This window comes from Photobacterium sp. 270122K (genome assembly GCF_059941365.1).
This window is the reverse complement of the sequence record NZ_JBPOEN010000010.1, coordinates 1-23,608: the sequence shown is the minus strand read 5'-3', so window position 1 is coordinate 23,608 and position 23,608 is coordinate 1. Positions and strand designations below refer to the sequence as shown.

22 protein-coding genes are annotated in these 23,608 nt (G+C 47.6%); 11 read left to right on the top strand and 11 right to left on the bottom strand.

The window, feature by feature from the left end:
* Positions 1-2: 2 nt before the first annotated feature.
* The 9 genes from ACSF8W_RS17505 to ACSF8W_RS17465 form a co-directional block, all read right to left on the bottom strand.
* Complete coding sequence (locus ACSF8W_RS17505; protein WP_500848457.1) at positions 3-1,013, bottom strand: Rhs family protein; 1,011 nt, start codon at positions 1,011-1,013, stop codon at positions 3-5.
* A complete protein-coding gene (locus ACSF8W_RS17500) occupies positions 1,010-1,750 on the bottom strand; it encodes a DUF4123 domain-containing protein (RefSeq protein WP_500848456.1) in 741 nt (246 codons plus the stop codon). The genes ACSF8W_RS17505 and ACSF8W_RS17500 overlap by 4 nt, the downstream gene beginning before the upstream one ends.
* 174 nt (positions 1,751-1,924) lie before the next feature.
* Positions 1,925-2,311 (bottom strand): PAAR domain-containing protein, encoded by a 387-nt coding sequence (locus ACSF8W_RS17495; RefSeq protein ID WP_500848455.1) that lies wholly within the window; start codon positions 2,309-2,311, stop codon positions 1,925-1,927.
* Positions 2,312-2,662: 351 nt separating this feature from the next.
* The gene (rplT, locus tag ACSF8W_RS17490; RefSeq protein ID WP_007469869.1) at positions 2,663-3,016 is read right to left on the bottom strand and encodes a 50S ribosomal protein L20; all 354 of its coding nucleotides are present in this window, start codon (positions 3,014-3,016) and stop codon (positions 2,663-2,665) included.
* A 44-nt stretch (positions 3,017-3,060) separates the two neighbouring features.
* Positions 3,061-3,255 (bottom strand): 50S ribosomal protein L35, encoded by a 195-nt coding sequence (gene rpmI / locus ACSF8W_RS17485; RefSeq protein WP_036832349.1) that lies wholly within the window; start codon positions 3,253-3,255, stop codon positions 3,061-3,063.
* A 97-nt stretch (positions 3,256-3,352) separates the two neighbouring features.
* Positions 3,353-3,904, bottom strand: coding sequence for a translation initiation factor IF-3 (gene infC, locus ACSF8W_RS17480; protein WP_500848608.1), 552 nt, complete (start codon positions 3,902-3,904; stop codon positions 3,353-3,355).
* 3 nt (positions 3,905-3,907) lie between these two features.
* Complete coding sequence (gene thrS / locus ACSF8W_RS17475) at positions 3,908-5,836, bottom strand: threonine--tRNA ligase (protein ID WP_500848454.1); 1,929 nt, start codon at positions 5,834-5,836, stop codon at positions 3,908-3,910.
* A gap of 186 nt (positions 5,837-6,022) precedes the next feature.
* Positions 6,023-6,388 (bottom strand): N(4)-acetylcytidine aminohydrolase, encoded by a 366-nt coding sequence (gene yqfB, locus ACSF8W_RS17470; RefSeq protein ID WP_500848453.1) that lies wholly within the window; start codon positions 6,386-6,388, stop codon positions 6,023-6,025.
* A gap of 60 nt (positions 6,389-6,448) precedes the next feature.
* Positions 6,449-6,898, bottom strand: coding sequence for a VF530 family protein (locus tag ACSF8W_RS17465; RefSeq protein ID WP_500848452.1), 450 nt, complete (start codon positions 6,896-6,898; stop codon positions 6,449-6,451).
* A 229-nt stretch (positions 6,899-7,127) separates the two neighbouring features.
* Here ACSF8W_RS17465 and hutI point away from each other — a divergent pair, with 229 nt between their 5' ends.
* From hutI to ACSF8W_RS17430, 7 genes are all read left to right on the top strand, one after another.
* Positions 7,128-8,396 (top strand): imidazolonepropionase, encoded by a 1,269-nt coding sequence (hutI, locus tag ACSF8W_RS17460; RefSeq protein ID WP_500848451.1) that lies wholly within the window; start codon positions 7,128-7,130, stop codon positions 8,394-8,396.
* Positions 8,386-9,426, top strand: coding sequence for a formimidoylglutamase (hutG, locus tag ACSF8W_RS17455; protein ID WP_500848450.1), 1,041 nt, complete (start codon positions 8,386-8,388; stop codon positions 9,424-9,426). The genes hutI and hutG overlap by 11 nt, the downstream gene beginning before the upstream one ends.
* A 34-nt stretch (positions 9,427-9,460) precedes the next feature.
* On the top strand, positions 9,461-11,170 hold the full coding sequence (gene hutU / locus ACSF8W_RS17450; RefSeq protein ID WP_500848449.1) for a urocanate hydratase: 1,710 nt from the start codon (positions 9,461-9,463) through the stop codon (positions 11,168-11,170).
* Entirely contained in the window at positions 11,163-12,698 is a 1,536-nt protein-coding gene (hutH, locus tag ACSF8W_RS17445) for a histidine ammonia-lyase (RefSeq protein ID WP_500848448.1), read from the top strand. The genes hutU and hutH overlap by 8 nt, the downstream gene beginning before the upstream one ends.
* A gap of 165 nt (positions 12,699-12,863) precedes the next feature.
* Entirely contained in the window at positions 12,864-13,739 is an 876-nt protein-coding gene (locus ACSF8W_RS17440) for a fructosamine kinase family protein (RefSeq protein WP_500848447.1), read from the top strand.
* Between the two features lie 152 nt (positions 13,740-13,891).
* A complete protein-coding gene (gene hxpB, locus ACSF8W_RS17435; protein WP_500848446.1) occupies positions 13,892-14,548 on the top strand; it encodes a hexitol phosphatase HxpB in 657 nt (218 codons plus the stop codon).
* 333 nt (positions 14,549-14,881) lie between these two features.
* Positions 14,882-15,085, top strand: coding sequence for a CPXCG motif-containing cysteine-rich protein (locus ACSF8W_RS17430; protein WP_500848607.1), 204 nt, complete (start codon positions 14,882-14,884; stop codon positions 15,083-15,085).
* 80 nt (positions 15,086-15,165) lie between these two features.
* On the opposite strand, the gene ACSF8W_RS17425 is transcribed toward ACSF8W_RS17430, so the two are convergent.
* Entirely contained in the window at positions 15,166-15,777 is a 612-nt protein-coding gene (locus ACSF8W_RS17425) for a riboflavin synthase subunit alpha (protein WP_500848445.1), read from the bottom strand.
* A 294-nt stretch (positions 15,778-16,071) separates the two neighbouring features.
* Here ACSF8W_RS17425 and ACSF8W_RS17420 point away from each other — a divergent pair, with 294 nt between their 5' ends.
* The 4 genes from ACSF8W_RS17420 to ACSF8W_RS17405 all read left to right on the top strand — a co-directional run bounded on the left by ACSF8W_RS17420 (position 16,072) and on the right by ACSF8W_RS17405 (position 20,082).
* On the top strand, positions 16,072-17,442 hold the full coding sequence (locus ACSF8W_RS17420) for an MATE family efflux transporter (protein ID WP_500848444.1): 1,371 nt from the start codon (positions 16,072-16,074) through the stop codon (positions 17,440-17,442).
* Positions 17,443-17,572: 130 nt separating this feature from the next.
* Positions 17,573-18,667, top strand: a complete 1,095-nt coding sequence (locus ACSF8W_RS17415) for a DUF3080 domain-containing protein (protein WP_500848443.1) — start codon at positions 17,573-17,575, stop codon at positions 18,665-18,667.
* Between the two features lie 106 nt (positions 18,668-18,773).
* Positions 18,774-19,034 carry a DUF5062 family protein gene (locus ACSF8W_RS17410; RefSeq protein ID WP_500848442.1) on the top strand — a complete coding sequence of 87 codons (261 nt, stop codon included), beginning with the start codon at positions 18,774-18,776 and terminating at the stop codon, positions 19,032-19,034.
* Positions 19,035-19,287: 253 nt separating this feature from the next.
* Entirely contained in the window at positions 19,288-20,082 is a 795-nt protein-coding gene (locus tag ACSF8W_RS17405; RefSeq protein ID WP_500848441.1) for a ParA family protein, read from the top strand.
* A gap of 71 nt (positions 20,083-20,153) precedes the next feature.
* Here the strand turns inward: ACSF8W_RS17405 and ACSF8W_RS17400 are convergent.
* Positions 20,154-23,608: Ig-like domain-containing protein (locus tag ACSF8W_RS17400; RefSeq protein WP_500848440.1), on the bottom strand; the 3,455-nt coding region annotated here is incomplete at its 5' end.

Below are 23,608 nucleotides of genomic sequence, written 5' to 3'. Positions count from 1 at the left end.
ACTTATGCCTCTATTAATGTACTAATACCTGCGATTTCACGTAATCTATTCATATTTCTCAACACAACGCCGCCAGGAACGACAAGACTAATTACAACCTCAACTAATATTGCAGCTAAAGCCACTGATACGATATCACCTATTTGTATCGGTGTTAGCATCATGAAATACGACCATACGGCGTTTAAACATAAAAAACACCTTACTTCATCTGTCAACATCATCAACATTTTCGCTGATTCCTCTTTCGCATTAGATAATGTTTCAGCTATCAATTCTGGGTTTTCAACATACTTCTTTAACCAACTTGTTAACTTCGAGGGATTTGCTAAATGCTTAAAAAGATTGGCGATCTCATCCCAAGCATCTATGACGGCATCTAGTATGTTCCGTAAGAAATTAGCAATAGCATCTGTGATGACAAATGTTGAGTTAATATATTCACCCCAAGCTTTCCGCTGTGTTTCCCATTGACTTTCAAGCCAGGAACTCAGTTTTGCTATTGTTGGGTCGTAGGAATCGATTAGCGCTTTAACATCACTATTATTAACGTCAGGATTGAAAACAACTCTTATTAATTTCCCTTTAAATTCATCACCGAGTTCAACCTCAGAAAAACCATTAACATCTACATTTCCTGAATACTTAGGCCATAAATCGATGTAGGTAGTACGTGGAATACCGTTATAGCCGATTTCTTCAATTGCTTCGACAACCGTAATAGTATATGCCGTATTAGCAATAGGAACATACTCTTGTGCTTCAAAGCAGTGTACCAACGTTATCTTTCCATCAAGTGGGCAACGAGTGACACTTGCTGATATTTCATCGTCATCTAAATCTGTCACGTATGATTTATTATTGACGATGATCTTTTGCTCCATCTCCATTGCCCAGCCATACACCCAATGCTGAATATGTTCGCGATATTCATCGATTGATGATTCGAAGTTTTTCTTTATCTCAGAAAACATCCTATCAGCATCTTGGATTGACTCTATATTTTCGGTCATGGATACACTTCCCTATTGAGAAAACCAACAACATAATCTTGAATATTTTCAGCAGATCCACTGTATCTAGTTACTAACCTTGTCACTTTGGCTTTAATTATGGGGTCAGGGTAAGAAAAATAAATATCTGCTCGACTATCACGCAACCACTGTAAAACGTTAGCCACTAAGACACTTTTGTCATCTTTCTCAAATTTATTAATAACGTTATTAGGCACCTTCCACCAAGGAATTTTTCGCTCTTCAGATACCGTTTTTACACTCTTATTATTCACTATTTTGGACTTAGCCTGCCAAGATAGACAGGGGCCCATTAATATACTTCGCTCTTCAGGATTACAGTAATCAGCAATTCTTAGGCTAAATCTTGGGTCAAAAAAACGGAAAAACGCATGCTTACCATTGGGCATCCATACTTGCGTTAAGCTGCGCAGATGTTCAAATACTTTGTCTATAGGGTAATAACTTTCAACCAGTATTCCCCAGTCATCTGCCGCATCAGCCTTTTCCCAATCAGTAAAGTCCTCTGAGTCCGTCACTTCTGAAATATAGGGCATAAGATTCCACCAATCGCCATAATCAGTATCTAACCATAGCGGCAGTGCACTCTCCCCAAAACGGGCATAGTATGTTTCTAATGCCTTGCTCTCGCTTGTGCCATTAAACACTGCATAGCGATTCAAGCTAGTAATTGGCTTAATAAAAAAATCCATTTCTAATAAGAAAGTCGTTAACACCACTCATCACTGAACAAGCAAGATAAGTTGATGAAACGCTTGCTACCTCCTGCATCAAGAGACGAACATTACCTATGTTTACCATGTGTACTACGTTATTTATTCCTTTTCACTCCCCCAGAACCACTAACGTCATGCCCTCTCCCACGTTTAATTTACTGATTTCAGCAGTCATTAAATGGAACACTGGCCATTTTTACACGCTTCACACTCTTCACAGAATGGGCTAGATGATGAAAGCGTTTGAGTCTGTCCAGCACTCGCGCCTGCACTATCTCCAATAAACACATTGCCGCTACCTCCCATCACGACACCGCCGTGAGAAGTACTGTCCCCCATTCGTGCAGCAGGCTTACCATTAATAAACACACTGGCAGATCCCCCTTTTATAGAGTCTGGCGGGCCAACACACACCATCATGTCGCCTTTGCGCGCAGCTGGCATCCCATTGATAAACACGTTAGGTGATCCAGCAACGGCAGGCCCGCCCACATGCGGTACTTTAGAGGTCACTTTAGGGCAAACATGATTGTCCCCAAGTCGAGCAGCCGGTTTTCCCATCACCATTTATCCCCAAAATATCAGCCTATAACCTGACGTTGTCGCCACATAAAATTTGCCACACAAATTAATGCGAATAACCTTAGTCTTATTGTGGGTAAAAACAAGTGTGCACTTAATGAACGTGGAGGTTCTTAATAGAAATATGAAACTGATAAATTACGTTGTTTCGAGGGAGGGTTTAGATGATTGTTCGCGTAGAAATAGCAGCGGGTAGACGGATTAAAAAGAGGAGATAAAGCGAGGAAGGGTAAAACCGACTATTCAAGAAAGGTTCTTGTTTTATGATGCGCAGAAATGAAAAAAGGAGAGCCGAGGCTCTCCTTTTTACGTAAAAACTAAACTGTAAAATTACAGAGCAGCTTTTGCCTTCTCAACAAGCACTGTGAAAGTTGCTTTGTCGAATACAGCGATATCTGCAAGGATCTTACGATCGATTTCGATAGACGCTTTCTTAAGACCGTTGATGAAACGGCTGTAAGACATACCATTCTGACGAGCAGCAGCGTTAATACGTGCAATCCATAGTTGACGGAAAGTACGTTTCTTGTTGCGACGGTCACGGTAAGCGTATTGACCAGCTTTAGTAACAGCCTGGAAAGCTACGCGGTAAACACGTGAACGTGCACCGTAGTAACCTTTAGCTTGTTTCAGAACTTTCTTGTGACGTGCACGCGCTTGTACACCACGTTTTACGCGAGGCATAGGAGACTCCTAACTAATAAATTAAAATATAAAACTAAAAACGATTAAGCGAACGGAAGCATACGTGCAACTGCAGCCACTTCACACTTAGGAAGGATTGCGTTTGGACGAAGCTGACGTTTGTTCTTAGTAGTACGTTTAGTCAGGATGTGACGCTTAGTTGCGTGCTTAAACTTGAAGCCACCAGCAGTTTTCTTGAAACGCTTAGCAGCACCTTTGTTGGATTTCATCTTAGGCATGATGAGACTCCGCATTGTTGATAGTTAATAAACATAGTAATTAGGCGAACAAAAAACGCTGCGTTAAGCAGCGCTTTATGCTACTTGAATGCCTTGATTACTTCTTCTTTGGAGCAAGCATCATCGTCATTTGACGACCTTCAACCTTGTTAGGGAAACTTTCAACAACCGCTAGGTCGATTAGGTCATCCTTAATTCGGTTTAGAAGATCGATACCAAGACTCTGGTGGGCCATTTCACGACCGCGGAAACGCAGTGTGACTTTGCCCTTGTTGCCCTCTTCTAAAAAGCGACTCAGGTTGCGCAGTTTTACCTGATAATCGCCTTCGTCTGTACCAGGTCGGAATTTAACTTCCTTGATCTGGATTTGTTTTTGCTTTTTCTTTTGCTCTTTAGCAGCCTTGCTCTTTTCGAACAGGTACTTGCCATAGTCCATCACACGACAAACTGGTGGCTCGGCATTCGGGCTAATTTCAACCAGATCAACACCAGCTTCGTTAGCAATAGCCACTGCTTCTTCGATAGAAACAACACCGATGGACTCGCCATCGATACCAGTAAGACGCACTTCACGTACACCGCGAATTTCGCCGTTCAGGCGATGTGCATTTTGCTTAACTGGAGCTTGAGTTCTTTTTCCGCCTTTAATACCTTATTCCTCCACAACATTGAGCTTGCGACTGCTAATATCTTGCTGCAAGAATGCAACAAGTTCATCAATCTTAAATTTACCCAAATCTTTACCCTTGCGAGTACGAACTGCGATTTCGCCTGCTTCGACTTCTTTGTCACCGCAAACCAGCATGTAAGGTACTCGCTTCAAAGTATGTTCGCGAATTTTAAAGCCAATCTTCTCATTTCTCAAGTCCGCATTGACTCGAATTCCACTTTTTTGTAGTCGTTCGACCACTTGTTGAGCATATTCAGCCTGACTGTCAGTGATATTCATCACTACAGCTTGCTGAGGTGCCAACCAAGTTGGGAAGAAGCCAGCATATTCTTCGATAAGGATACCGATGAAGCGCTCTAGAGAACCAAGAATTGCACGGTGAATCATAACTGGCGTGTGACGCTCGTTATCTTCACCTACATAGGTGGCACCCAAACGCTCAGGAAGTGCGAAGTCTAACTGAACTGTGCCGCACTGCCAAGCACGATCTAAACAATCATGCAAAGTAAATTCAATTTTCGGTCCGTAGAATGCACCTTCGCCTTCTTGAAGGTCGTAAGGGATCCCCATTGATTCTAGTGCAAGCTTAAGATCAGATTCCGCTTTATCCCACATTTCGTCTGAACCTACACGCTTTTCTGGGCGCGTAGACAGTTTAACAACGATGTTGTCAAAACCAAATGTCTGATACGTATCATAAACCATCTTGATGCAAGATGTTACTTCTTGTTGTACTTGGCTTTCGGTACAGAAGATGTGTGCATCATCCTGTGTAAAGCCACGTACACGCATTAGGCCGTGTAGTGCGCCTGATGGTTCGTTACGGTGACAGCAGCCGAACTCCGCCATACGCAGCGGCAAATCACGGTAAGATTTCAGACCTTGGTTGAAAATCTGTACGTGACCTGGGCAGTTCATTGGCTTGATAGCATACTCACGGTTCTCTGATGAGGTGGTGAACATGTTTTCAGCGTATTTGTCCCAGTGACCAGAACGCTCCCATAGAACGCGGTCCATCATTAGTGGACCTTTTACTTCTTGGTAGCCGTATTCGTTCAGCTTGTCGCGAATGAATACTTCTAGTTCACGGAATACTGTCCAGCCATTGTGGTGCCAGAATACCATACCCGGTGCTTCTTGCTGCATGTGGTACAGATCAAGTTGCTTGCCCAGTTTACGGTGGTCACGCTTCGCCGCTTCTTCAAGACGCGTTAGGTGCGCTTTCAGCAGTTTCTTGTCTTGGAATGCCGTACCGTAGATACGCTGCAACATTTTGTTGTCGCTGTTACCACGCCAGTATGCACCCGCTACGTTCAGCAGTTTAAAGTGCTGACAGAAGCCCATGTTCGGCACGTGTGGACCACGACACATGTCGATGTATTCTTCGTGATGGTATAGGCCTGGACGATCATCGCGTGATACGTTCTCGTCTAGGATTTCCATTTTGTAGGTTTCACCACGTGATTCGAACGTATCACGTGCTTCCTGCCAGCTCACATTTTTCTTAACGACGTTATACTTGGTTTTCGCTAGTTCGATCATGCGTTTTTCAATGACTTCAAGATCTTCTTGAGTCAGAGATTGTTCTAGATCGATATCGTAGTAGAAACCATTGTCAATCGTTGGACCGATTGCCATTTTCACGTCTGGGTACAACTGCTTGATGGCGTGACCAAGTAGGTGCGCACATGAGTGACGGATAATTTCTAGACCGTCTTCATCTTTTGCAGTGATAATTTCCAGACTTGCGTCATTTTCAATCAGATCACAAGCATCAACGCGAACACCGTCAACGCGACCAGCGATACACGCTTTTGCAAGACCTGGGCCGATTGAAAGTGCGATGTCCATTGTAGATACAGCGTGGTCGAATTGACGCTGGCTGCCGTCAGGAAGAGTAATTACAGGCATTGAATATTCCTTACAGTGGTGCCACACACCAAGTAGCACATGTTGGTTGTAAAGCCTTTGAAAGCTTTTAGGATAATTAATAGCACTTTCGTTCCACCAACCCCGCAATACTGAGCGATATAGCGAAACGAAGTGGGAAGAATAATACAGAGGGCTATACCTAATTGCAAAGCCTCTCAGCGAGAATCATTCTTCAACTACGTGATATGTCACTACATACAGGGAATCGACATTCGGATAAATCTCGTTAATTACCGATTTCAATTCAGGTAGCGTCATATTCTCTTGTTCGGCATGAAATTCCGTTAACGCTGAAAATTGCACAGGCGTTACCGCATCAATGTGCAACTTACAAAACCAACGCCCTTCTTCGAGGGTAGACACGTCAACAATGGATCCGACTTGGTAGTGGCGCTCAGATTCATCTCGAATGGTGATGGTTTTCTTCTTCGCAAGAATATCGCTTTCAAAGCGGGCGAAGAATGTCATTTGGGTGGGAATTTGGCTCACAGTAATTTCACATTTTTTAGAGTAAAGGGAACGCCTGCTCATCGCATCGTGTATCTGTACCGCGATACGATGAGGCAATCAGACAGCTTGCAATGCGTTGAATTAACGACGTCGTGAACGCGATGCGCGCTCTTTATATGATGACGCGGCCTTCGCTTGTGACAGCTCAATCGATTCAAGCGTCAATACCATTGGTGAGCGTGGCACAATGCCAGGGGCAAAAGTACGCTTACGTGGCGGCAGCACATATTCTTCATCACTGGCACGAGGCATACGCTTAAAGCGCGATAGGTAGAAACCTTCCAGCTTTTCACGCGCCCATTCTGTTTTGCGGAAGTATTTCACGCATGCTGGTACTGACGGGTTTTTCTGGAAGCAGTGGAAACGCATTGACGCGGCTAAAATCTCCCAGCCATAAAACTCAACCAACTCCGTCAGTAGCTTGTCTAGACTAAGACCGTGAAGTGGGTTGTTTTGTTGCTCAGCGATTTTTTTCGCCTTTTCTGCAGATGCATCTGCTTGTTGTTCTTGAAGGGGTTGTGTTTCTTTCATTATTCTGTTCCTGAAACAGGCTCGCCATTGGCGTATGTAGAACTGATTATACGTGTTAGTTTTTGCAAATGCTCCACAAAAGCGCCTGAAGATGCCCCTCTCCTGCTCGCTTTATACACACGTCAACGATTACTGACAAAGTCGGTCACACTTCATTCACCCTGATGCTTGAGTTTCTCTTCCAGATTGCTTATGTATTGATATAGACATATTCAACGGTAGCGCGCACATGGATACAGTGTTAACGAACGTGAACATGGTAACTCTGACACCTGAATACGGGTATCAGATCATACCGCACGCCCACATAGGGATTGCGGAAGGTAAAATCGTCTTCGCTGACAACGCCCCTCTTCCGGCTTGCCATGGCCACCCTGAAATCATCGACGGTCAAGGTGCCCTGGTGACACCCGGCCTCATTGATTGCCATACCCATTTAATCCACGCCGGTAACCGCGCCGAAGAGTTTGAGATGCGTTTAAACGGGGCGTCTTATGAAGAAATAGCCCAACAAGGCGGGGGCATTCTTTCAACCGTTTATGCCACCCGTGCCGCCTCTGAAGAATCCCTGTATCAACTTGCCAATCAACGATTAGCAGGACTCAAACAAGACGGGGTTACCACGGTCGAAATCAAATCCGGCTATGGGCTGACACTGAAAGACGAACTCAAAATGCTCAGGGTGGCACGCCGCCTTGGTGAGCAAGCCGATATTAATGTAACGACTACCTTACTGGCGGCCCATGCCCTTCCAGCTGAATTTAAAGACAATTCTGATGGCTATATTCAGCACATTTGTGACGATATCATTCCACTTGTTACACAAGAGAAACTGGCTGATGCGGTAGATGTCTTCTGTGAAGGGATCGGTTTTTCGCGTGCGCAATGCCAACGTGTTTTTACAGCCGCCCACCAGCATGGACTGGCAATAAAAGGCCACACCGAGCAGTTATCAGATTTAGGCGGCAGTACCTTGGCAGCAAACATGGGCGCCCTCTCGGTTGATCACATTGAATATCTGGATGAAGCTGGTGTGGCGACATTAGCCGCAAAGGGCACCGTCGCCACGCTATTGCCGGGGGCTTTCTATTTTTTACGAGAAACCCAGCGCCCGCCTGTCGCACTGCTACGCCAGTATCAGGTCCCCATGGCGCTGGCCAGCGATTATAACCCCGGTACCTCCCCTATCGCGTCACTGCGTACCGTGATGAATATGGGCTGCACCTTATTTGGTCTGACGCCAGAAGAGAGTTTACGCGGCGTGACGCAACACGCCGCACAAGCGCTTGGCATGGGGCACCTCCGGGGGCAAATCGACGTCGGCATGTCAGCAGATTTAGCCATCTGGGATCTCTCTCATCCTGCCGAGTTGAGCTATCGACTGGGCGTGCCTGATCTTCTTTATCGCATGGTAAAGGGACACCTGTTTTCCCATAACAACGCATATTTAGCCACGCGGCCCGGGGTAAATATCCAAGGAGACAGCCATGACCATTGAGATAAAAGCCCCTGACATGCCAATCTGGCAAGGTCGTACCGATCCGGAGGATGGTCCGCTAGGTCGCCGTTGGCACCAACATATCCAATCGGCCGACCTGGCGAATGAAGAAGGCATCATGCTGATTGGGTTTGCCTGTGATGAAGGCGTAGCGCGTAATAAAGGCCGCACCGGTGCGTATGATGCCCCACCCGCTATCCGCAAAGCCTTGGCCAATCTCGCTTGGCACCATACCGACCCCATCTATGATGGCGGCGATATCGTCTGTAATGATGGGAATCTTGAACTCGCACAATCTCGTTTAGGTGACGATGTGTGCCATGCACTGCGTCAGAAACACAAAGTCATTGTCTTGGGGGGCGGCCATGAGGTCGCTTGGGGCAGTTTCCAAGGGATTGGGCACTACTTGCTACAAAAACAACACGCCACCGATCTCACAGACAAAGGCGCAAACTCGCCCACGCTAGCATCTCCCCCTCATATAGGGATCATCAACTTTGATGCGCATTTTGACCTGCGTAATCCCCCTGCAGGACAACAATCGGAACGCGGCAGCTCCGGAACGCCCTTCCATCAAATTCACCAATTTTGTGAGCGACAAAATTGGCCGTTTCATTACGCCTGCCTAGGGCTGAACCGTTCAGCGAACACCCAAGCCTTATACCAAAAAGCGGATGCTTTAGGCGTGTTTTACCGTGATGACGATCAACTCACTTACGCGCAACTGCCTGCGGTCACAGAATCCCTCCACACCTTTATCGCTCAGTGTGATTACCTTTACCTGACCATTGATATCGATGTGTTTTCCGCCGCCGTTGCCCCCGGAGTGAGCGCCCCTGCTGTCCGCGGTGTCGCACTGGACATTGTAGAGACATTACTCGTACCGATTCTGTCAGCCCAAACGCCTTCCGGTGAGCGCAAGTTACTGGTGTTTGACATAGCAGAGTACAACCCGCGGTTTGATATTGATAACCAAACTGCACGGCTTGCAGCCCGGTTAGCGTGGTTAGTCTCGCGCAACATCAGATAAGAAAGCCGGTCACCCCGATAACAAGGAGTTCGTCATGAAACATTCTGCTTCCCACGATCCCCGTTTGGATAAGACTCGCACGGTGATTGCGCCAACAGGCACCACCCTCAACGCCAAATCGTGGCTCACTGAAGCGCCACTCAGAATGCTGATGAATAATCTGCATCCTGACGTGGCTGAGCACCCGCATGCGCTCGTGGTGTACGGGGGAATAGGTCGGGCAGCACGAGACTGGGCCAGTTTTGACAAAATGGTTGAGGTGCTGAAGCGACTGGAAGCAGATGAAACCCTTCTGGTGCAATCGGGCAAACCCGTGGGGGTATTCAAAACCCACAGCCATGCCCCTCGGGTACTCATTGCCAATTCCAACCTTGTACCGCATTGGGCAAATTGGGAACACTTCAACGCACTCGATAAGCAAGGCCTGATGATGTACGGGCAAATGACCGCTGGTAGCTGGATTTACATCGGCTCACAGGGGATTGTGCAAGGCACCTATGAAACCTTTGTTGCGATGGCCAAGCAACATTTCAATGGTGACAGCCGTGGCCGTTGGATCCTCACCGGTGGCCTTGGCGGCATGGGAGGCGCACAGCCCTTAGCAGCCACGATGGCCGGTTTTTCCATGATTGCTGTTGAATGTGATGAAAGCCGGATCGACTATCGCTTACGCACTGGCTATCTCGACTGCAAAGCCACCAATCTCGACGAGGCGCTGGCATTGATTGAAAGCGCCAAGCAAACCGGACAGCCGATCTCCGTCGGTTTAGTCGGCAATACGGCCGACATTTTCCCTGACATCGTCAAACGTGGTGTCATTCCAGATTGCACCACAGACCAAACCTCCGCCCATGACCCGCTCAACGGCTACCTGCCACAAGGTTGGACCTTGGCGCATGCCGCTGAAATACGTCAGCGTGACGAAGCCGCCGTTGTCAACGCCGCCAAAGCCTCTATGGCTGTTCAGGTGAGGGCCATGCTTGCATTACAGCAAGCGGGCTCTGCTACTGTGGATTACGGCAACAACATTCGCCAAATGGCAATGGAGGCTGGTGTGGCGAACGCCTTTAATTTCCCCGGATTTGTACCCGCTTATATTCGACCTTTATTCTGCGAAGGGATCGGCCCCTTCCGCTGGGCGGCACTGTCGGGGGATCCCGAAGACATTTACAAGACAGATCAAAAAGTCAAAGCATTGATCCCTGACAATCCTCACTTGCACCGCTGGCTCGACATGGCACAAGAACGCATTCAATTTCAGGGCTTACCTGCCCGTATTTGCTGGGTCGGCTTGAAAGATCGTGCCCGATTAGGCTTGGCATTCAATGAGATGGTCAGAAGCGGCGAACTGAGCGCCCCGATAGTGATCGGGCGGGATCATCTGGATTCTGGCTCTGTTGCCAGCCCCAATCGAGAAACCGAAGGCATGTTAGATGGTTCTGACGCGGTGTCAGATTGGCCTTTGCTCAATGCCCTGCTCAACACCGCTTCCGGTGCCACGTGGGTATCACTGCACCACGGAGGTGGCGTGGGCATGGGCTTTTCTCAACATTCAGGCATGGTGATTGTTTGCGATGGCACCGATGAGGCCGCCGAACGCATTGCCCGCGTGCTGCACAATGATCCCGCAACAGGCGTAATGCGCCATGCCGATGCGGGCTATGACATTGCCGTGCAATGTGCCGAAGAACATGCGCTGGATCTACCTATGCTGTATGCCAGCCAAAGGAGCCGTGATGAATAACATAACGATACTGCCCGGCAAACTGACATTACCGCAACTTCGGGACATTCACCGACAAGACGTGACATTGTCACTTGATAAGAGCGCCTACCCCGCGATGCAAGCCAGCACGGCCTCCGTTGCTCAAATCATTGCTGATGACAAGGTCGTTTATGGTATTAACACCGGCTTCGGCTTACTGGCTAACACCCGTATTGCCGTGGACGATTTGGAAACCTTACAGCGCAGCATCGTCTTGTCACACGCTGCCGGGATCGGCGCTTACATGGCCGATCACACGGTGCGTTTAATGATGGCGTTAAAAGTGAACAGTCTAGCGCGGGGCTATTCGGGTATTCGTCCCGGGGTTGTTGATGCACTGATCACCTTGATCAACGCAAAAGTCTATCCTTGCATTCCTCAAAAAGGATCCGTCGGCGCATCGGGGGATCTTGCTCCACTCGCCCACATGAGCACCGTCTTACTGGGGGAAGGGGTGGCACGCCATCAAGGCGAAATCATCAGTGGTGCTGCTGCATTAAAAATTGCCGGCCTCGCCCCTATCACGCTCGCCCCCAAAGAAGGACTTGCCCTGCTTAACGGCACGCAAGCCTCAACGGCATTTGCACTGGAAGGTTTATTTGCCGCCGAAGATCTCTATGCAGCAGGTACCGTGTGTGGGGCGATGTCGGTTGAAGCCGCATTAGGCAGTCGCAAGCCCTTTGATCCGCGTATTCATCATGTGCGAGGCCACCTCAGTCAAATTGACGCCGCCATGGCGTATCGTCATGTGCTCGAGGCTGACAGCGCCATCGGCCAATCCCACCAACAATGTGATAAAGTACAAGACCCCTACTCACTGCGTTGTCAGCCGCAAGTCATGGGCGCGTGTCTGCAACAGATCCGTCAAGCCGCAGAGGTCTTAACCGTCGAAGCCAATGCCGTCTCCGATAACCCGCTCGTGTTTGCTGACGATGGCGACATCCTTTCTGGCGGCAACTTCCATGCAGAGCCCGTGGCCATGGCTGCCGATAATCTGGCTTTAGCCATTGCTGAAATTGGCAGTTTGTCTGAACGTCGCATCGCATTATTGATCGACAGCGGGCTGAGCAAACTCCCGCCGTTTTTGGTGGATAATGGCGGCGTGAATTCTGGTTTTATGATTGCACAAGTGACCGCTGCGGCACTGGCCAGTGAGAATAAAACCCTCGCCCATCCTGCGTCCGTTGACAGTTTGCCCACCTCGGCCAATCAAGAAGACCATGTTTCAATGGCGACCTTTGCTGGCCGCCGCTTAAAAGACATGAGTGAAAATACTCGCGGGATCTTAGCCGTCGAATTATTAGCGGCAGCGCAAGGGTTGGACTTTCGCCACCCGCACCGCAGTTCAGAACGTATAGAGCAGGCCAAAGCCATGTTGCGAGCACACGTCAGCTTTTACGATAAAGATCGGTATTTTGCCCCTGATATTGAAAAAGCCAATCAACTGCTGAAAGAAGCCAGCTTTAATGCACTCATACCACCCTCATTATTACCCAGTTTGGGCTAAGCATAATGTCACTTTTAGCTCAGAGAACTTGGGTAACTAAAGGGCTGCGTGTGTCACTCATTTTCTGTCCGAGTGCAAAACCTTGATAGGCGCACAATTATTTATGCAGTAAATAGACTACTATGTTCAAGAGTCATCTACTTATTGTGGTTTCGTGGAGGATATATGTGGCAAGCGATTTCTCACCAACTCTCCAACGTGTTGAATAAACCCTTCAAAATTAACGAGAAGGACGTCCTTGAGGGCGGTGACATTAATGAATGCTATTGCATCAGTGATGGTCACGAGCGTTTTTTCGTTAAACTCAATGACCGAGAGCTTTTAACGGTTTTTGAAACAGAAGCGGAAAGTTTACGTATCCTTAATGAAACCGACTGTATCCAAGTCCCCTACCATATCCACGTCGGAACCAGTAAAGACAAATCTTTTCTGGTTTTAAATTACCTGCCCACAAAAGTATTAACAGATGACTCCGCCTACCAGCTAGGTGCACAACTTGCCCATTTACATGCGTGGGGAGAACAAGCGGAATACGGCTTTGATTTTGATAATTACATTGGCCTGACCCCTCAACCCAACCGCTGGCGTCGCCGCTGGTGCCGCTTTTTTGCGGAACAGCGCATTGCATGGCAATTACAACTCTGCCAAGAGAAAGGCATGGTGTTTGGCAATATTGATGAAATCACCAGTAGCGTGATTAAGCTACTCATGAATCATCAACCCAAACCGTCATTACTGCACGGTGATCTCTGGCATGGCAATACCGCCGTCACGGTGACGGGGCCGATTATTTTTGATCCTGCCAGCTATTGGGGCGATCGTGAATGTGATATTGCCCTTACCGAATTATTTGGTGGTTTTCCAGCGAGTTTTTATGAAGGCTACCACTCCGTTTGGCCGCTGGATGAAGGCTATGAAACACGCAAAGATCTTTACAACCTTTATCATGTACTCAACCACTGCAACCTGTTTGGTGGCAGCTATATCGCTCAAGCCGAGCAGATTATAGAAAAACTGGGGTTAAATCCGTCGCCATCCTAACGAAATACGTACAGTTATGGTATTTTTCGCTATCAAGGACAACGACCACGCATGCCATACATGGCATGTGTGACGTTTATTTATGATAGCTACGGCAACATAACGATGGCGAGAATCATGCCTATGTTGTCGCGACTTACGAGTACCTCATCATGCTACAAGCTGCTATTTTTGATATGGATGGCCTGTTGGTCGATTCTGAACCCTTCTGGCAACGCGCACAGGTTGATATTTTCTCTTCGCTCGGCGTTAACATCACACAACAAGATACCCACCAAACCATCGGCTTGCGTATCGACCATGTCGTGGCATTCTGGTACAGCCAGCAACCTTGGGAACAGCATGATATCGCCACGGTAACAGAGATGATTGTCAGCCGTGTTGAATCCCTCATCCGCGAGCATAAGCCGATGTTACCAGGGGTGATTGAAGCGATTGACCAGTGTGAAGCGCATGGGCTCAAAATTGCGCTGGCCTCGTCATCCCCGATGCGTCTAATCCAATCGACACTTGACGCCCTCGACTTAACCGGTCGATTCGCCGCCGTACTTTCTGCTGAACCATTACGCTTTGGTAAACCACACCCAGAAGTGTATATCAATGCCGCAGATGCCTTAGGCGTGCCTCCCCACGCGTGCGTGGCGTTTGAAGATTCCGTCAATGGTTTGCTTGCCGCTAAAGCGGCACAAATGAAAGGTATCGCAATTCCTGAACACCTCTATGCCAATGATCCTCGCTGGGCCATTGCCGATAGAAAACTTAACTCGCTGCTCGAAGTAAATAGCGATTTACTTGATAGCCTCTGTTAATTAAACGCTATCACTATGATGCAAAAAGAGCGTGCTTTTTTTGCATCATTTATTTATACCCTTTTTATTTATATTACAATGCGTAAATAAGCAAAAATGTCCTCATATTGACCGCTAAATTTTTATTATCATCCACATGAAAATGAAAATAGCCAGATGCTTCCTCACATTCCATTTATTTACGTCACGCATTATTTGAAAACTTTCCTCCGGCTCAAGGTTTATAGTTAATTTTAAGCGAAAACGAATGGCGGACGCTAAAATTACGACTATAAGTTAAGTCGATAGTGGCGGCTGACTCTTTGCACTTCATTCGTACCTAAGGAGCTGATGATGACCAATTATACCGAGCAAGCTGTGGTATGCCCGCATTGTGGACACAATATCCGCATTACGCTAGATGCTAGCCAAGGTAGTCAGGAGTTTTACGATGATTGCCCTGCGTGTTGTCATGCCATTCATCTTAATATGCAGGTTGATGAACTTCATAAAACCATTAATTTATTTATTGATGCTGATGATGAGCAGATTTTTTAATCTGTATATCGAGCACATCACAAAAAGGATTGCGTGATTCACTCACCCAATCCTTTTTCTGTTTGTATTTCAAATATGGTTTATTCAGCGCGTGCCGCTAATACACGTTCAACCGTATCGACAATCGCTTGTGTTTGCGGATCAATTTCGATATTCACCCAATCCCCATTACGGCGCTCACCAAACAACGTGCGCTGTAACGTTTCTGGGATCAAATGCACGCAAAACCGTTGCGCTTCAACCTGACCAATCGTTAAAGAACAGCCATCGATACCGATGTACCCTTTGCGTAGAATGTACTTTGCATAGTCAGGTGGCAATGTAAACCACACCGTGCAGTTATTCTCCGTCTTTTCAATGGCACAAATTTCCGTGGTTGCATTGATATGGCCAGACATCGCATGACCGCCAATCTCATCACCGAACTTGGCCGCACGCTCAATGTTCACTTTACTGCCCACTTGCAGGGTGCCTAGGTTTGTCACGGCCAAGGTTTCTTGCATAAGATCGAACGATACCTGATTACCGTCGATACGTGTGACCGTCAAACAACAACCGTTATGCGCGACTGAAGCGCCAATTTGCAGCCCTTCACACATCGCACCTTCAAGCGCAACGACGTGGGTTTGGAAGGCCTTTTTTTTCTCAATAGCGACAACCTGTGCCATCCCCTGAACAATGCCCGTAAACATATTTCTCCCCTTCCCTCTATCGGCTAATACTGTTGCCAAATAGTACCATAACCACGATTGTCCTAAGCATACTGTGTTTTCAACCGGTAAAACGGCACGATTTGCGCGCACAACGGTGAAACTCCGTGATACATCCCGCCTTATTCATCGCTAAAAAGCATTGTTTAACAGCGCCTTAAGTCGAACACTAAAAAAACGTTACAATCTTTATGGGTTTTCGTTATTCAACAATTGTATCAATGAAAACTGTCGTTATAATTCACGCGTTTATTATCCTCAATTCGGGAGCCATCCGTGCAAAATTACAGGCGTGAAACACGTCATCTTCTTAAGCTCGCCATTCCGGTGCTTATTGCTTCTGTTGCCCAAACCTCTATGGGGTTTGTTGATACCGTTATGGCCGGCGGCGTAAGTGCCACTGACATGGCCGCGGTATCTGTGGCGGCGAGTATTTGGCTTCCTTCTATCCTCTTTGGTGTGGGCCTGCTGATTGCTATCGTGCCGATTGTGGCGACGTTAAATGGTTCCGGTAAAAAAGACCGCATCCCCTTTGAAGTGCAGCACGGCTTTTTGCTCGCGGCGTGTATCTCCTTGCCAATCATGTTCGTACTCTACAATGCCGGCGTATTAATTGACATGATGGATGTGGAAAAAGCCTTGGCGGAAAAAACCATCGGCTATCTGCACGCAGTTGTGTTTGCGGTGCCTGCGTTTTTGTTCTTCCAAACCCTAAAGAGTTTCTCTGAAGGCCTGTCCATGACCATTCCGGCCATGGTGATCGGCTTCATTGGTTTGGGCGCAAACATTCCGCTGAACTGGATTTTCGTTTACGGTAAATTCGGCGCACCAGAAATGGGCGGTGTCGGTTGTGGTGTCGCAACTGCCATTGTGTATTGGTTGATGTTCTTCTCCATGCTGGTCTACATCAAGTTTAACAAGCGTTTGAACCGTGTAGGACTGTTTGCTCAGTGGCATAAACCGCAACTCAGCGCTCTTACACGTCTATTCAAAATGGGCTTACCGGTTGCTGCGTCAATTTTCTTTGAAGTCTCACTATTTGCAGCTATTGCCTTACTGATCTCCCCGCTGGGCTCTATCACAGTCGCGGCGCATCAAATCGCCAGTAACTTCTCTTCGCTGATCTTTATGATCCCGATGAGCCTTGGTGCGGCATTGAGTATTCGTGTGGGTCACCTTATGGGCCGACAAGAGCTATTTGAAGCGAAAATTGCCAGTCGATCCGGCCTATTAGTGGCCTTGTGCGTCGCAATGATGACCGCAACAGCCACTGTTATTTTCCGCGAACCGATTGCTTTGATGTACACCGATAACCCAGAAGTGATCATGATTGCAGGCCAGCTATTGTTCCTTGCCGCCATTTATCAATGTACCGATGCGATTCAAGTTGTCGCTGCCGGGGCACTACGTGGCTACAAAGACATGCGCGCTATCTTCATCCGTACCTTTATCGCGTACTGGATTTTGGGCTTACCGATCGGTTACATCTTGGGGATCACCGGGTGGTTCTTGCCACCAATGGGTCCACACGGTTTCTGGATCGGCAATATCATTGGTCTGACGGCAGCCGCTATCATGCTGGCTACTCGCCTGTATTGGGTGCAGCGTCAGGACAACGATACACAAATTGCTATGTCACTGCGCTAAAACAAACGCACACGGTGCAACAGAGCACACACTCACAAGGCGGCCAATTGGTCGCCTTGTTCATTTCCTGCGTATAATTTTGATGTTCCCATCATTGCTGTGTCAGCACACCATGAGAGCCATTTTGCGCATGCGATTACCTTATTTTCAACGCCTCGACATCAATCCTGTCACCCTGCGCATTGTCGCCTACGGGCAACGGATGCTGTGCGCGCTGCTTATTACATTACTCATAGGCTGTGACCGTCACGCAACAGAGGCACAATTTGATACCTACCAAACGCGCTTAGCCAATGTACTCGACGTGTCTGCGCAATCACCGGAGGACATTGATACCGTTCCGTTTCCCGATACCCGTGACCTCACATTATCCGTAGAGGACATACGGATAAATTTACTCGATGCGTATGAATTACGACAATGTGGCTTGTTTAATCTGATTGCCGAGCGCAATTCCATTCTCGGAAAAGTGCAGGATAAAACCCGCCAACTGCGTTATGAGTTGTTGTTTCTCAATGGATTGCAACACTGCTTAACCATTTTGCCTGACGATACCGAACTCTACGCCACGCTATTAGATTACCAAACGAAGAAACAGCAACAGCTCCCTATATCACTGTGGAATATGCTCACAACCGGCAAGGAATGGCGTCAACAGTTCACCTTGCACTATCAAGCCTTTACACCGCAACAACTGTACGGTTTCAATGAATCGCTCGCCGCTCTTTCCTACGCGCAGCACCTCGCCAACCATATGGCCACACACAATAACATCAACGAAAAACAAGCGAACCGCGTACTGTTCCACCAAGAACAGCTCCACCCTTATCACTACTTTGGTCAGTTGGCCTATTCCATTGAACATGCCACACAATGGCTAAACACCATCACAACCCTGCTAACCAACCATGAGCGTGCTATTTTGTGCGGTGAAAATCGTAACCAGCAAAAGGCGAGCTATCTCTCTAACGTGTTCTATAAACACTTTGTCACCACCTTGCAGCCTTATCTCGCCGAACTCGACTCACAATATCGGCAAATCCAACCGTTTTTACTGACACTCTTGCGCCCGCCTCGCACCATTGATGCCCCGTCGTTGTCGCGCTATTACCAGTATTATATTGCTGGCGAACAACATCGAGCGTTTCGTGACGCAACACTGGCGCATGTCGCCTTTTGGAAACGCACATTTAAACGCTGCAATATCCGTGTCGGTACCCACTGATCACTCTTCATCGACAGACCACAAAGAATTCACACCTTAAGCTATATTCAAACGTTATATCGCTTTATGATAAAAGAATATACGTTATGGATGGCAGGAAGCGATGATGAAAAAGCACAAAAATGAAGCCAAGTTGCTAAAGAAAGCACTGGAGTTAGGCATGGCTTTTGCCAAGAAACAAGGATACGGCGACCTCGATAAATCGGTCTCACCCAAAGATAAAGTCGAGTGCATTTACCGCCTGTTAGTGGAAGCCAAACAAATTACCCCACTCGCCGTTGACCAAGAAGAGGGGCCGAACATGAAACATAAATTGGTACTCTGGATTTCACGCCTGCTGCCACCCGATCACGAACTGCTGCAATAGTTCCTTTATGTCCCTCATTTCACTGTTTTTCGCTTATTAAGAAGCCTGGCGAGTTAACTACACGGTTAACCGTCATGCCTCTCTTTACCTTCTCCTTTGCCTTCGCTTCTTACTTCACTGCACGTGTTACTCTTTTTCTGCCTTAAATATCCCTATAAGTCATCGCCAATTAACAATTCAGACACTGACATGTTGATGCCACATAATGCGTGCGCTACCGTATTAATATGGAATCAATACAAAAGGGAATAATATGCGTCGTGTTGTGTTTAACCAGAAAGGCGGAGTCGGCAAGTCCAGTATCACCGTTAACCTTGCAGCAATGAGTGCTGCCCAAGGGTTCAAAACATTACTGATCGATTTAGATGTACAAGGCAACAGCAGTCACTATTTAGGGTTTGATGTTAACGTCGACAATAAAAAGTCCATTGCCGATTTACTCAATCAAACCGTTGGTTGGTTCTCAATGTCGACGCCCATCAAAGCGTTCCCACAGCCCACACGCTACGAACATCTCGATATCATTCCATCCAGCCCCAAACTAGAAAAAATTGAGTCTGAATTAGAGCGTCGATATAAAATCTACAAGCTCAGGGATGCGCTTGATGAACTCGCGAACAGCTACGACAGAATTTATATTGATACCCCTCCCAATTTGAATTTTTTCAGTAAAGCCGCACTTATTGCGGCTAACAAATTGCTGATCCCTTTTGATTGCGACAGCTTTTCACAACAAGCCTTACTCACTCTGTTAAACAACGTTGCCGAACTGAAAGAAGACCATAATCCTAAGTTGGACGTTGAAGGTGTAATTGTGAATATGTTCAATGCACACGCTAAATTTCCCAACATGATCATTGAAGATCTTAACGATCTTGGTTTGCCGGTACTCAAGCCCTACCTCCCTTTGTCGATTAAAATGAAAGAATCACACTATCACCAAACACCTTTGATTCATTTGTTACCTAAACACAAACTCAGCCTGCAATTTCAGGCGCTCTATCACACACTTGAAGCTGTTAAAGCACCAACAGAAACCGATGCATAATAAAAAAGCCCACTGCAATAACAGTGGGCTTCATAACATCAATCACTCATGACTCAGTGACTTTTTCACTATTAGTCTATGGTTAGTTGACCATTATTCAGCAAGTCATCAATGAAGGTATTGGCATTCACCCCGCCCATATTCTCCATGACAATCTGCTGAGTCACATCTTTTCCGCCAGCACCATCGGTATCAACGTGAATCACAATATTGTTACCTTCTTGCGTCACTGACAGGTATTGATCTAAGTTGTCAGCCGTTTCACCTTGCAGTAAATCAGACAAGTCCAGAATATCTGCTTGATCATTCGTGTTGACATTACCCACAGTAAAGTCCGTGATGATATCCACTGCGACACCGTCATTTTCACTGCTCACAATATGGTTCAATTCCACATCATCACCCGACAACCAACGGAAAATATCCTGACCTTCACCACCCGTTAATACATCACCGTAATGACGACCATCCGCTTCACCGGCACCGCCACCATGGAGCTGACCGTTGACGCCACCGATGATGACATCATCACCTTTACCACCAATGATGTGGTCATTACCGGCCGCACCATCAATCACCGCCCCCATTGCAGGGTCGTAACTGTCAGGTGCTTTAACGGTTCCCGCAATGGGGTTGCCATTTTCATCAAAGGTTGAACCGTAGGCATACGTCATCTGGTTATTAACAACATAAAGATTGTCATCACCGCCTTCACCTTGCGCATCTACCGGTTCTGGTACGTCATTGACGATATACTCAAACTCAGCAACACCAACGTTACCAGCCTCATCAGTCGTCTTGATTACGTACCCATCAGTTAGTGAACTACCATTAGAAGTCATTCCCACCCAAGTTTCATAATCATTCAGGCCCGCATCAATACCCGCCTGAGTAATGCTGATCACGCCATTGGCATCAATCGCGAAGTAACCATCCTCACTCATCGCATTCAATGTATTGTTATAGTAGAAGCCAACATTAGTAATGTCGGTTTCAGCTCCTGTTAAAACACTACCCAATTCTTGCCCAGCAATCAGTGAGTTTTCATCGACTCGAGATGAAACATGCTGAGCCGATGAATCAGTATCAACCGTCACCACTAATGGATTGTTTTTATCCGACGTCGACGTATTTCCAGCTTTATCCGCAACATCAATCGTAATTTCATAGCTGCCATCCACAAGCTGGCTATCTGGCTGATAACGCCATTCACCATTAACGAGCTGGATGCCACCTGTCAGTTCCCACTGACCATTGACCCAATTCGCTTCAGCGGTAATGGCATCGCCACCGCCAACAGGCGTCAGCGTCACGGTTATAGACTGCACATCAGCATCAATACCATCAAGATTGATCACTGGCTGATCATATTTCGTTAAGTTATCCGTGTTACTGATACCTGAATCATACGAGGTATCAAGGTCTGCCACCGGTGTAGAAATGGCCAGATCAGCTTCCGCATTTTCCGTTGTCGTTTGAGAGGTATTTCCTGCTTGATCGGTTACTTGTGCACTGATTTGTACGCCGGTTGTGATACCAGTACTTGGGTCAATATCACCGATACTTGCCTCAACCTCGATGCCATTCAACAAATCATCAGCCGCGACAACACGGTCAACCAACACGGTACCGTCAAAATCAGTGATCACAATACGATCACCGACTTCTGTACCCGGTTGCAAACTCACCAATGCTGTTACTGTATCGGCCTGACCCGTAGCAACCTCATCAATATTGAACATACCATCAAGGTTTGCATCATCCTGGAAGGTAATCGTCGGGGCTGGAGGTGGCGTCTTATCGACTTCCGCCGAGTCCGTTACCACAGACGATGGATTACCCGCAGCATCCACGACTTGTGCACTCACTGAAACGCCATCTTTACCCGCTACCGTGCCTACTGATACTTCAACTTGAATGCCATTGTTCAGGTCATTCTGTGTGACTTCCCGATCAACCAACACGGTACCATTAGTATCTTTAATGATGATGCGATCGCCCACTTCAGTACCCGGCTGCAGGGTAACCTGTGCAGATACCGTCGCTTCATTACCCGCCGACAATTCATTGATGTTATAAATGCCATCACCGTTAGTATCACCTAACAACTCTACCGTTGGGGCTGGTGCCGCTTCGGTATCCACAAGCGCATTGTCGCTCACCTCTGGGGATGGGTTACCAGCCGCATCCACGACCTGTGCGGTCACTTCAACGTTGTTGGCCGTTCCAACAGACACTTCCACCTGAATGCCGTTATCCAGATCGGCTTGCGTGATTTCACGATCAACGAGGATTGAACCGTCAGTGTCTTTGATGATGATACGGTCGCCAACTTCAGTGCCTGCTGCCAGTGTCACTTCGGCCGTTACCGTGCCATCAGCGCCCAGCTCATCACTGTTGTAGACGCCATCGCCGTTATCACCCAGTAGCTCTACCGTTGGGGCTGGTGCCGCTTCGGTATCCACCACCGCATTGTCGCTCACCTCTGGGGATGGGTTACCGGCAGCATCCACCACCTGTGCGGTCACTTCAACATTGGCGCCTACAACCGATACCTCAACTTGAATACCGTTGTTCAAATCATCTTGAGTAATAACACGGTCAACCAGGATTGTGCCATCGGTGTCTTTGATAATGATACGGTCGCCAACTTCGGTACCTGCAGCTAATGTCACTTCCGCCGTTACCGTGCCGTCTGCGCCCAGTTCGTCGTTGTTGTATACGCCGTCGCCATTATCACCTAGTAACTCTACCGTTGGAGCTGGCGCCGCTTCGGTATCAACCAAGGCGTTATCACTCACTTCTGGGGATGGGTTACCAGCCGCATCCACGACCTGTGCGGTCACTTCAACATTAGTGCCTACAACCGATACCTCAACTTGAATACCGTTGTTCAAATCATCTTGAGTAATAACACGATCAACGAGGATTGAACCGTCGGTGTCTTTAATGATCACGCGATCACCGACTTCGGTGCCTGCAGCCAGTGTCACTTGTGCGGTGACGGTGCCATCTGCGCCCAGCTCGTCGCTGTTGTAGACGCCATCACCGTTATCACCCAGTAGCTCTACCGTTGGGGCTGGCGCCGCTTCGGTATCCACAAGCGCATTGTCGCTCACCTCTGGTGATGGGTTACCTGCGGCATCCACGACCTGTGCAGTCACTTCTACGTTGTTGGCCGTCCCAACAGACACTTCAACTTGGATGCCGTTAGCTAAATCTTCTGCCGTCACTGCACGGTCAACCAAGATTGAACCGTCAGTGTCTTTGATGATAACGCGGTCACCAACTTCGGTACCTGCAGCCAATGTTACTTCCGCCGTTACCGTACCATCAGCGCCCAGTTCATCGCTGTTGTAGATGCCGTCGCCATTATCGCCTAATAACTCTACCGTTGGAGCTGGCGCCGCTTCGGTATCAACCAAGGCGTTATCACTCACTTCTGGGGAGGGGTTACCAGCCGCATCAACGACCTGTGCGGTCACTTCAACACTGGTGCCTACAACCGATACCTCAACTTGAATAC

What these genes read in the sequence shown, in the direction of transcription:
- ACSF8W_RS17505 (WP_500848457.1), bottom strand. Translation starts at nt 1,013, where the DNA reads ATGACCGAAAATATAGAGTCAATCCAAGATGCTGATAGGATGTTTTCT.
- ACSF8W_RS17495 (WP_500848455.1), bottom strand. Translation starts at nt 2,311, where the DNA reads ATGGGAAAACCGGCTGCTCGACTTGGGGACAATCATGTTTGCCCTAAA.
- rplT (WP_007469869.1), bottom strand. Translation starts at nt 3,016, where the DNA reads ATGCCTCGCGTAAAACGTGGTGTACAAGCGCGTGCACGTCACAAGAAA.
- rpmI (WP_036832349.1), bottom strand. Translation starts at nt 3,255, where the DNA reads ATGCCTAAGATGAAATCCAACAAAGGTGCTGCTAAGCGTTTCAAGAAA.
- thrS (WP_500848454.1), bottom strand. Translation starts at nt 5,836, where the DNA reads ATGCCTGTAATTACTCTTCCTGACGGCAGCCAGCGTCAATTCGACCAC.
- yqfB (WP_500848453.1), bottom strand. Translation starts at nt 6,388, where the DNA reads ATGAGCAGGCGTTCCCTTTACTCTAAAAAATGTGAAATTACTGTGAGC.
- ACSF8W_RS17465 (WP_500848452.1), bottom strand. Translation starts at nt 6,898, where the DNA reads ATGAAAGAAACACAACCCCTTCAAGAACAACAAGCAGATGCATCTGCA.
- hutI (WP_500848451.1), top strand. Translation starts at nt 7,128, where the DNA reads ATGGATACAGTGTTAACGAACGTGAACATGGTAACTCTGACACCTGAA.
- hutG (WP_500848450.1), top strand. Translation starts at nt 8,386, where the DNA reads ATGACCATTGAGATAAAAGCCCCTGACATGCCAATCTGGCAAGGTCGT.
- hutU (WP_500848449.1), top strand. Translation starts at nt 9,461, where the DNA reads ATGAAACATTCTGCTTCCCACGATCCCCGTTTGGATAAGACTCGCACG.
- hutH (WP_500848448.1), top strand. Translation starts at nt 11,163, where the DNA reads ATGAATAACATAACGATACTGCCCGGCAAACTGACATTACCGCAACTT.
- ACSF8W_RS17440 (WP_500848447.1), top strand. Translation starts at nt 12,864, where the DNA reads ATGTGGCAAGCGATTTCTCACCAACTCTCCAACGTGTTGAATAAACCC.
- hxpB (WP_500848446.1), top strand. Translation starts at nt 13,892, where the DNA reads ATGCTACAAGCTGCTATTTTTGATATGGATGGCCTGTTGGTCGATTCT.
- ACSF8W_RS17430 (WP_500848607.1), top strand. Translation starts at nt 14,882, where the DNA reads ATGACCAATTATACCGAGCAAGCTGTGGTATGCCCGCATTGTGGACAC.
- ACSF8W_RS17425 (WP_500848445.1), bottom strand. Translation starts at nt 15,777, where the DNA reads ATGTTTACGGGCATTGTTCAGGGGATGGCACAGGTTGTCGCTATTGAG.
- ACSF8W_RS17415 (WP_500848443.1), top strand. Translation starts at nt 17,573, where the DNA reads ATGCGATTACCTTATTTTCAACGCCTCGACATCAATCCTGTCACCCTG.
- ACSF8W_RS17410 (WP_500848442.1), top strand. Translation starts at nt 18,774, where the DNA reads ATGAAAAAGCACAAAAATGAAGCCAAGTTGCTAAAGAAAGCACTGGAG.
- ACSF8W_RS17405 (WP_500848441.1), top strand. Translation starts at nt 19,288, where the DNA reads ATGCGTCGTGTTGTGTTTAACCAGAAAGGCGGAGTCGGCAAGTCCAGT.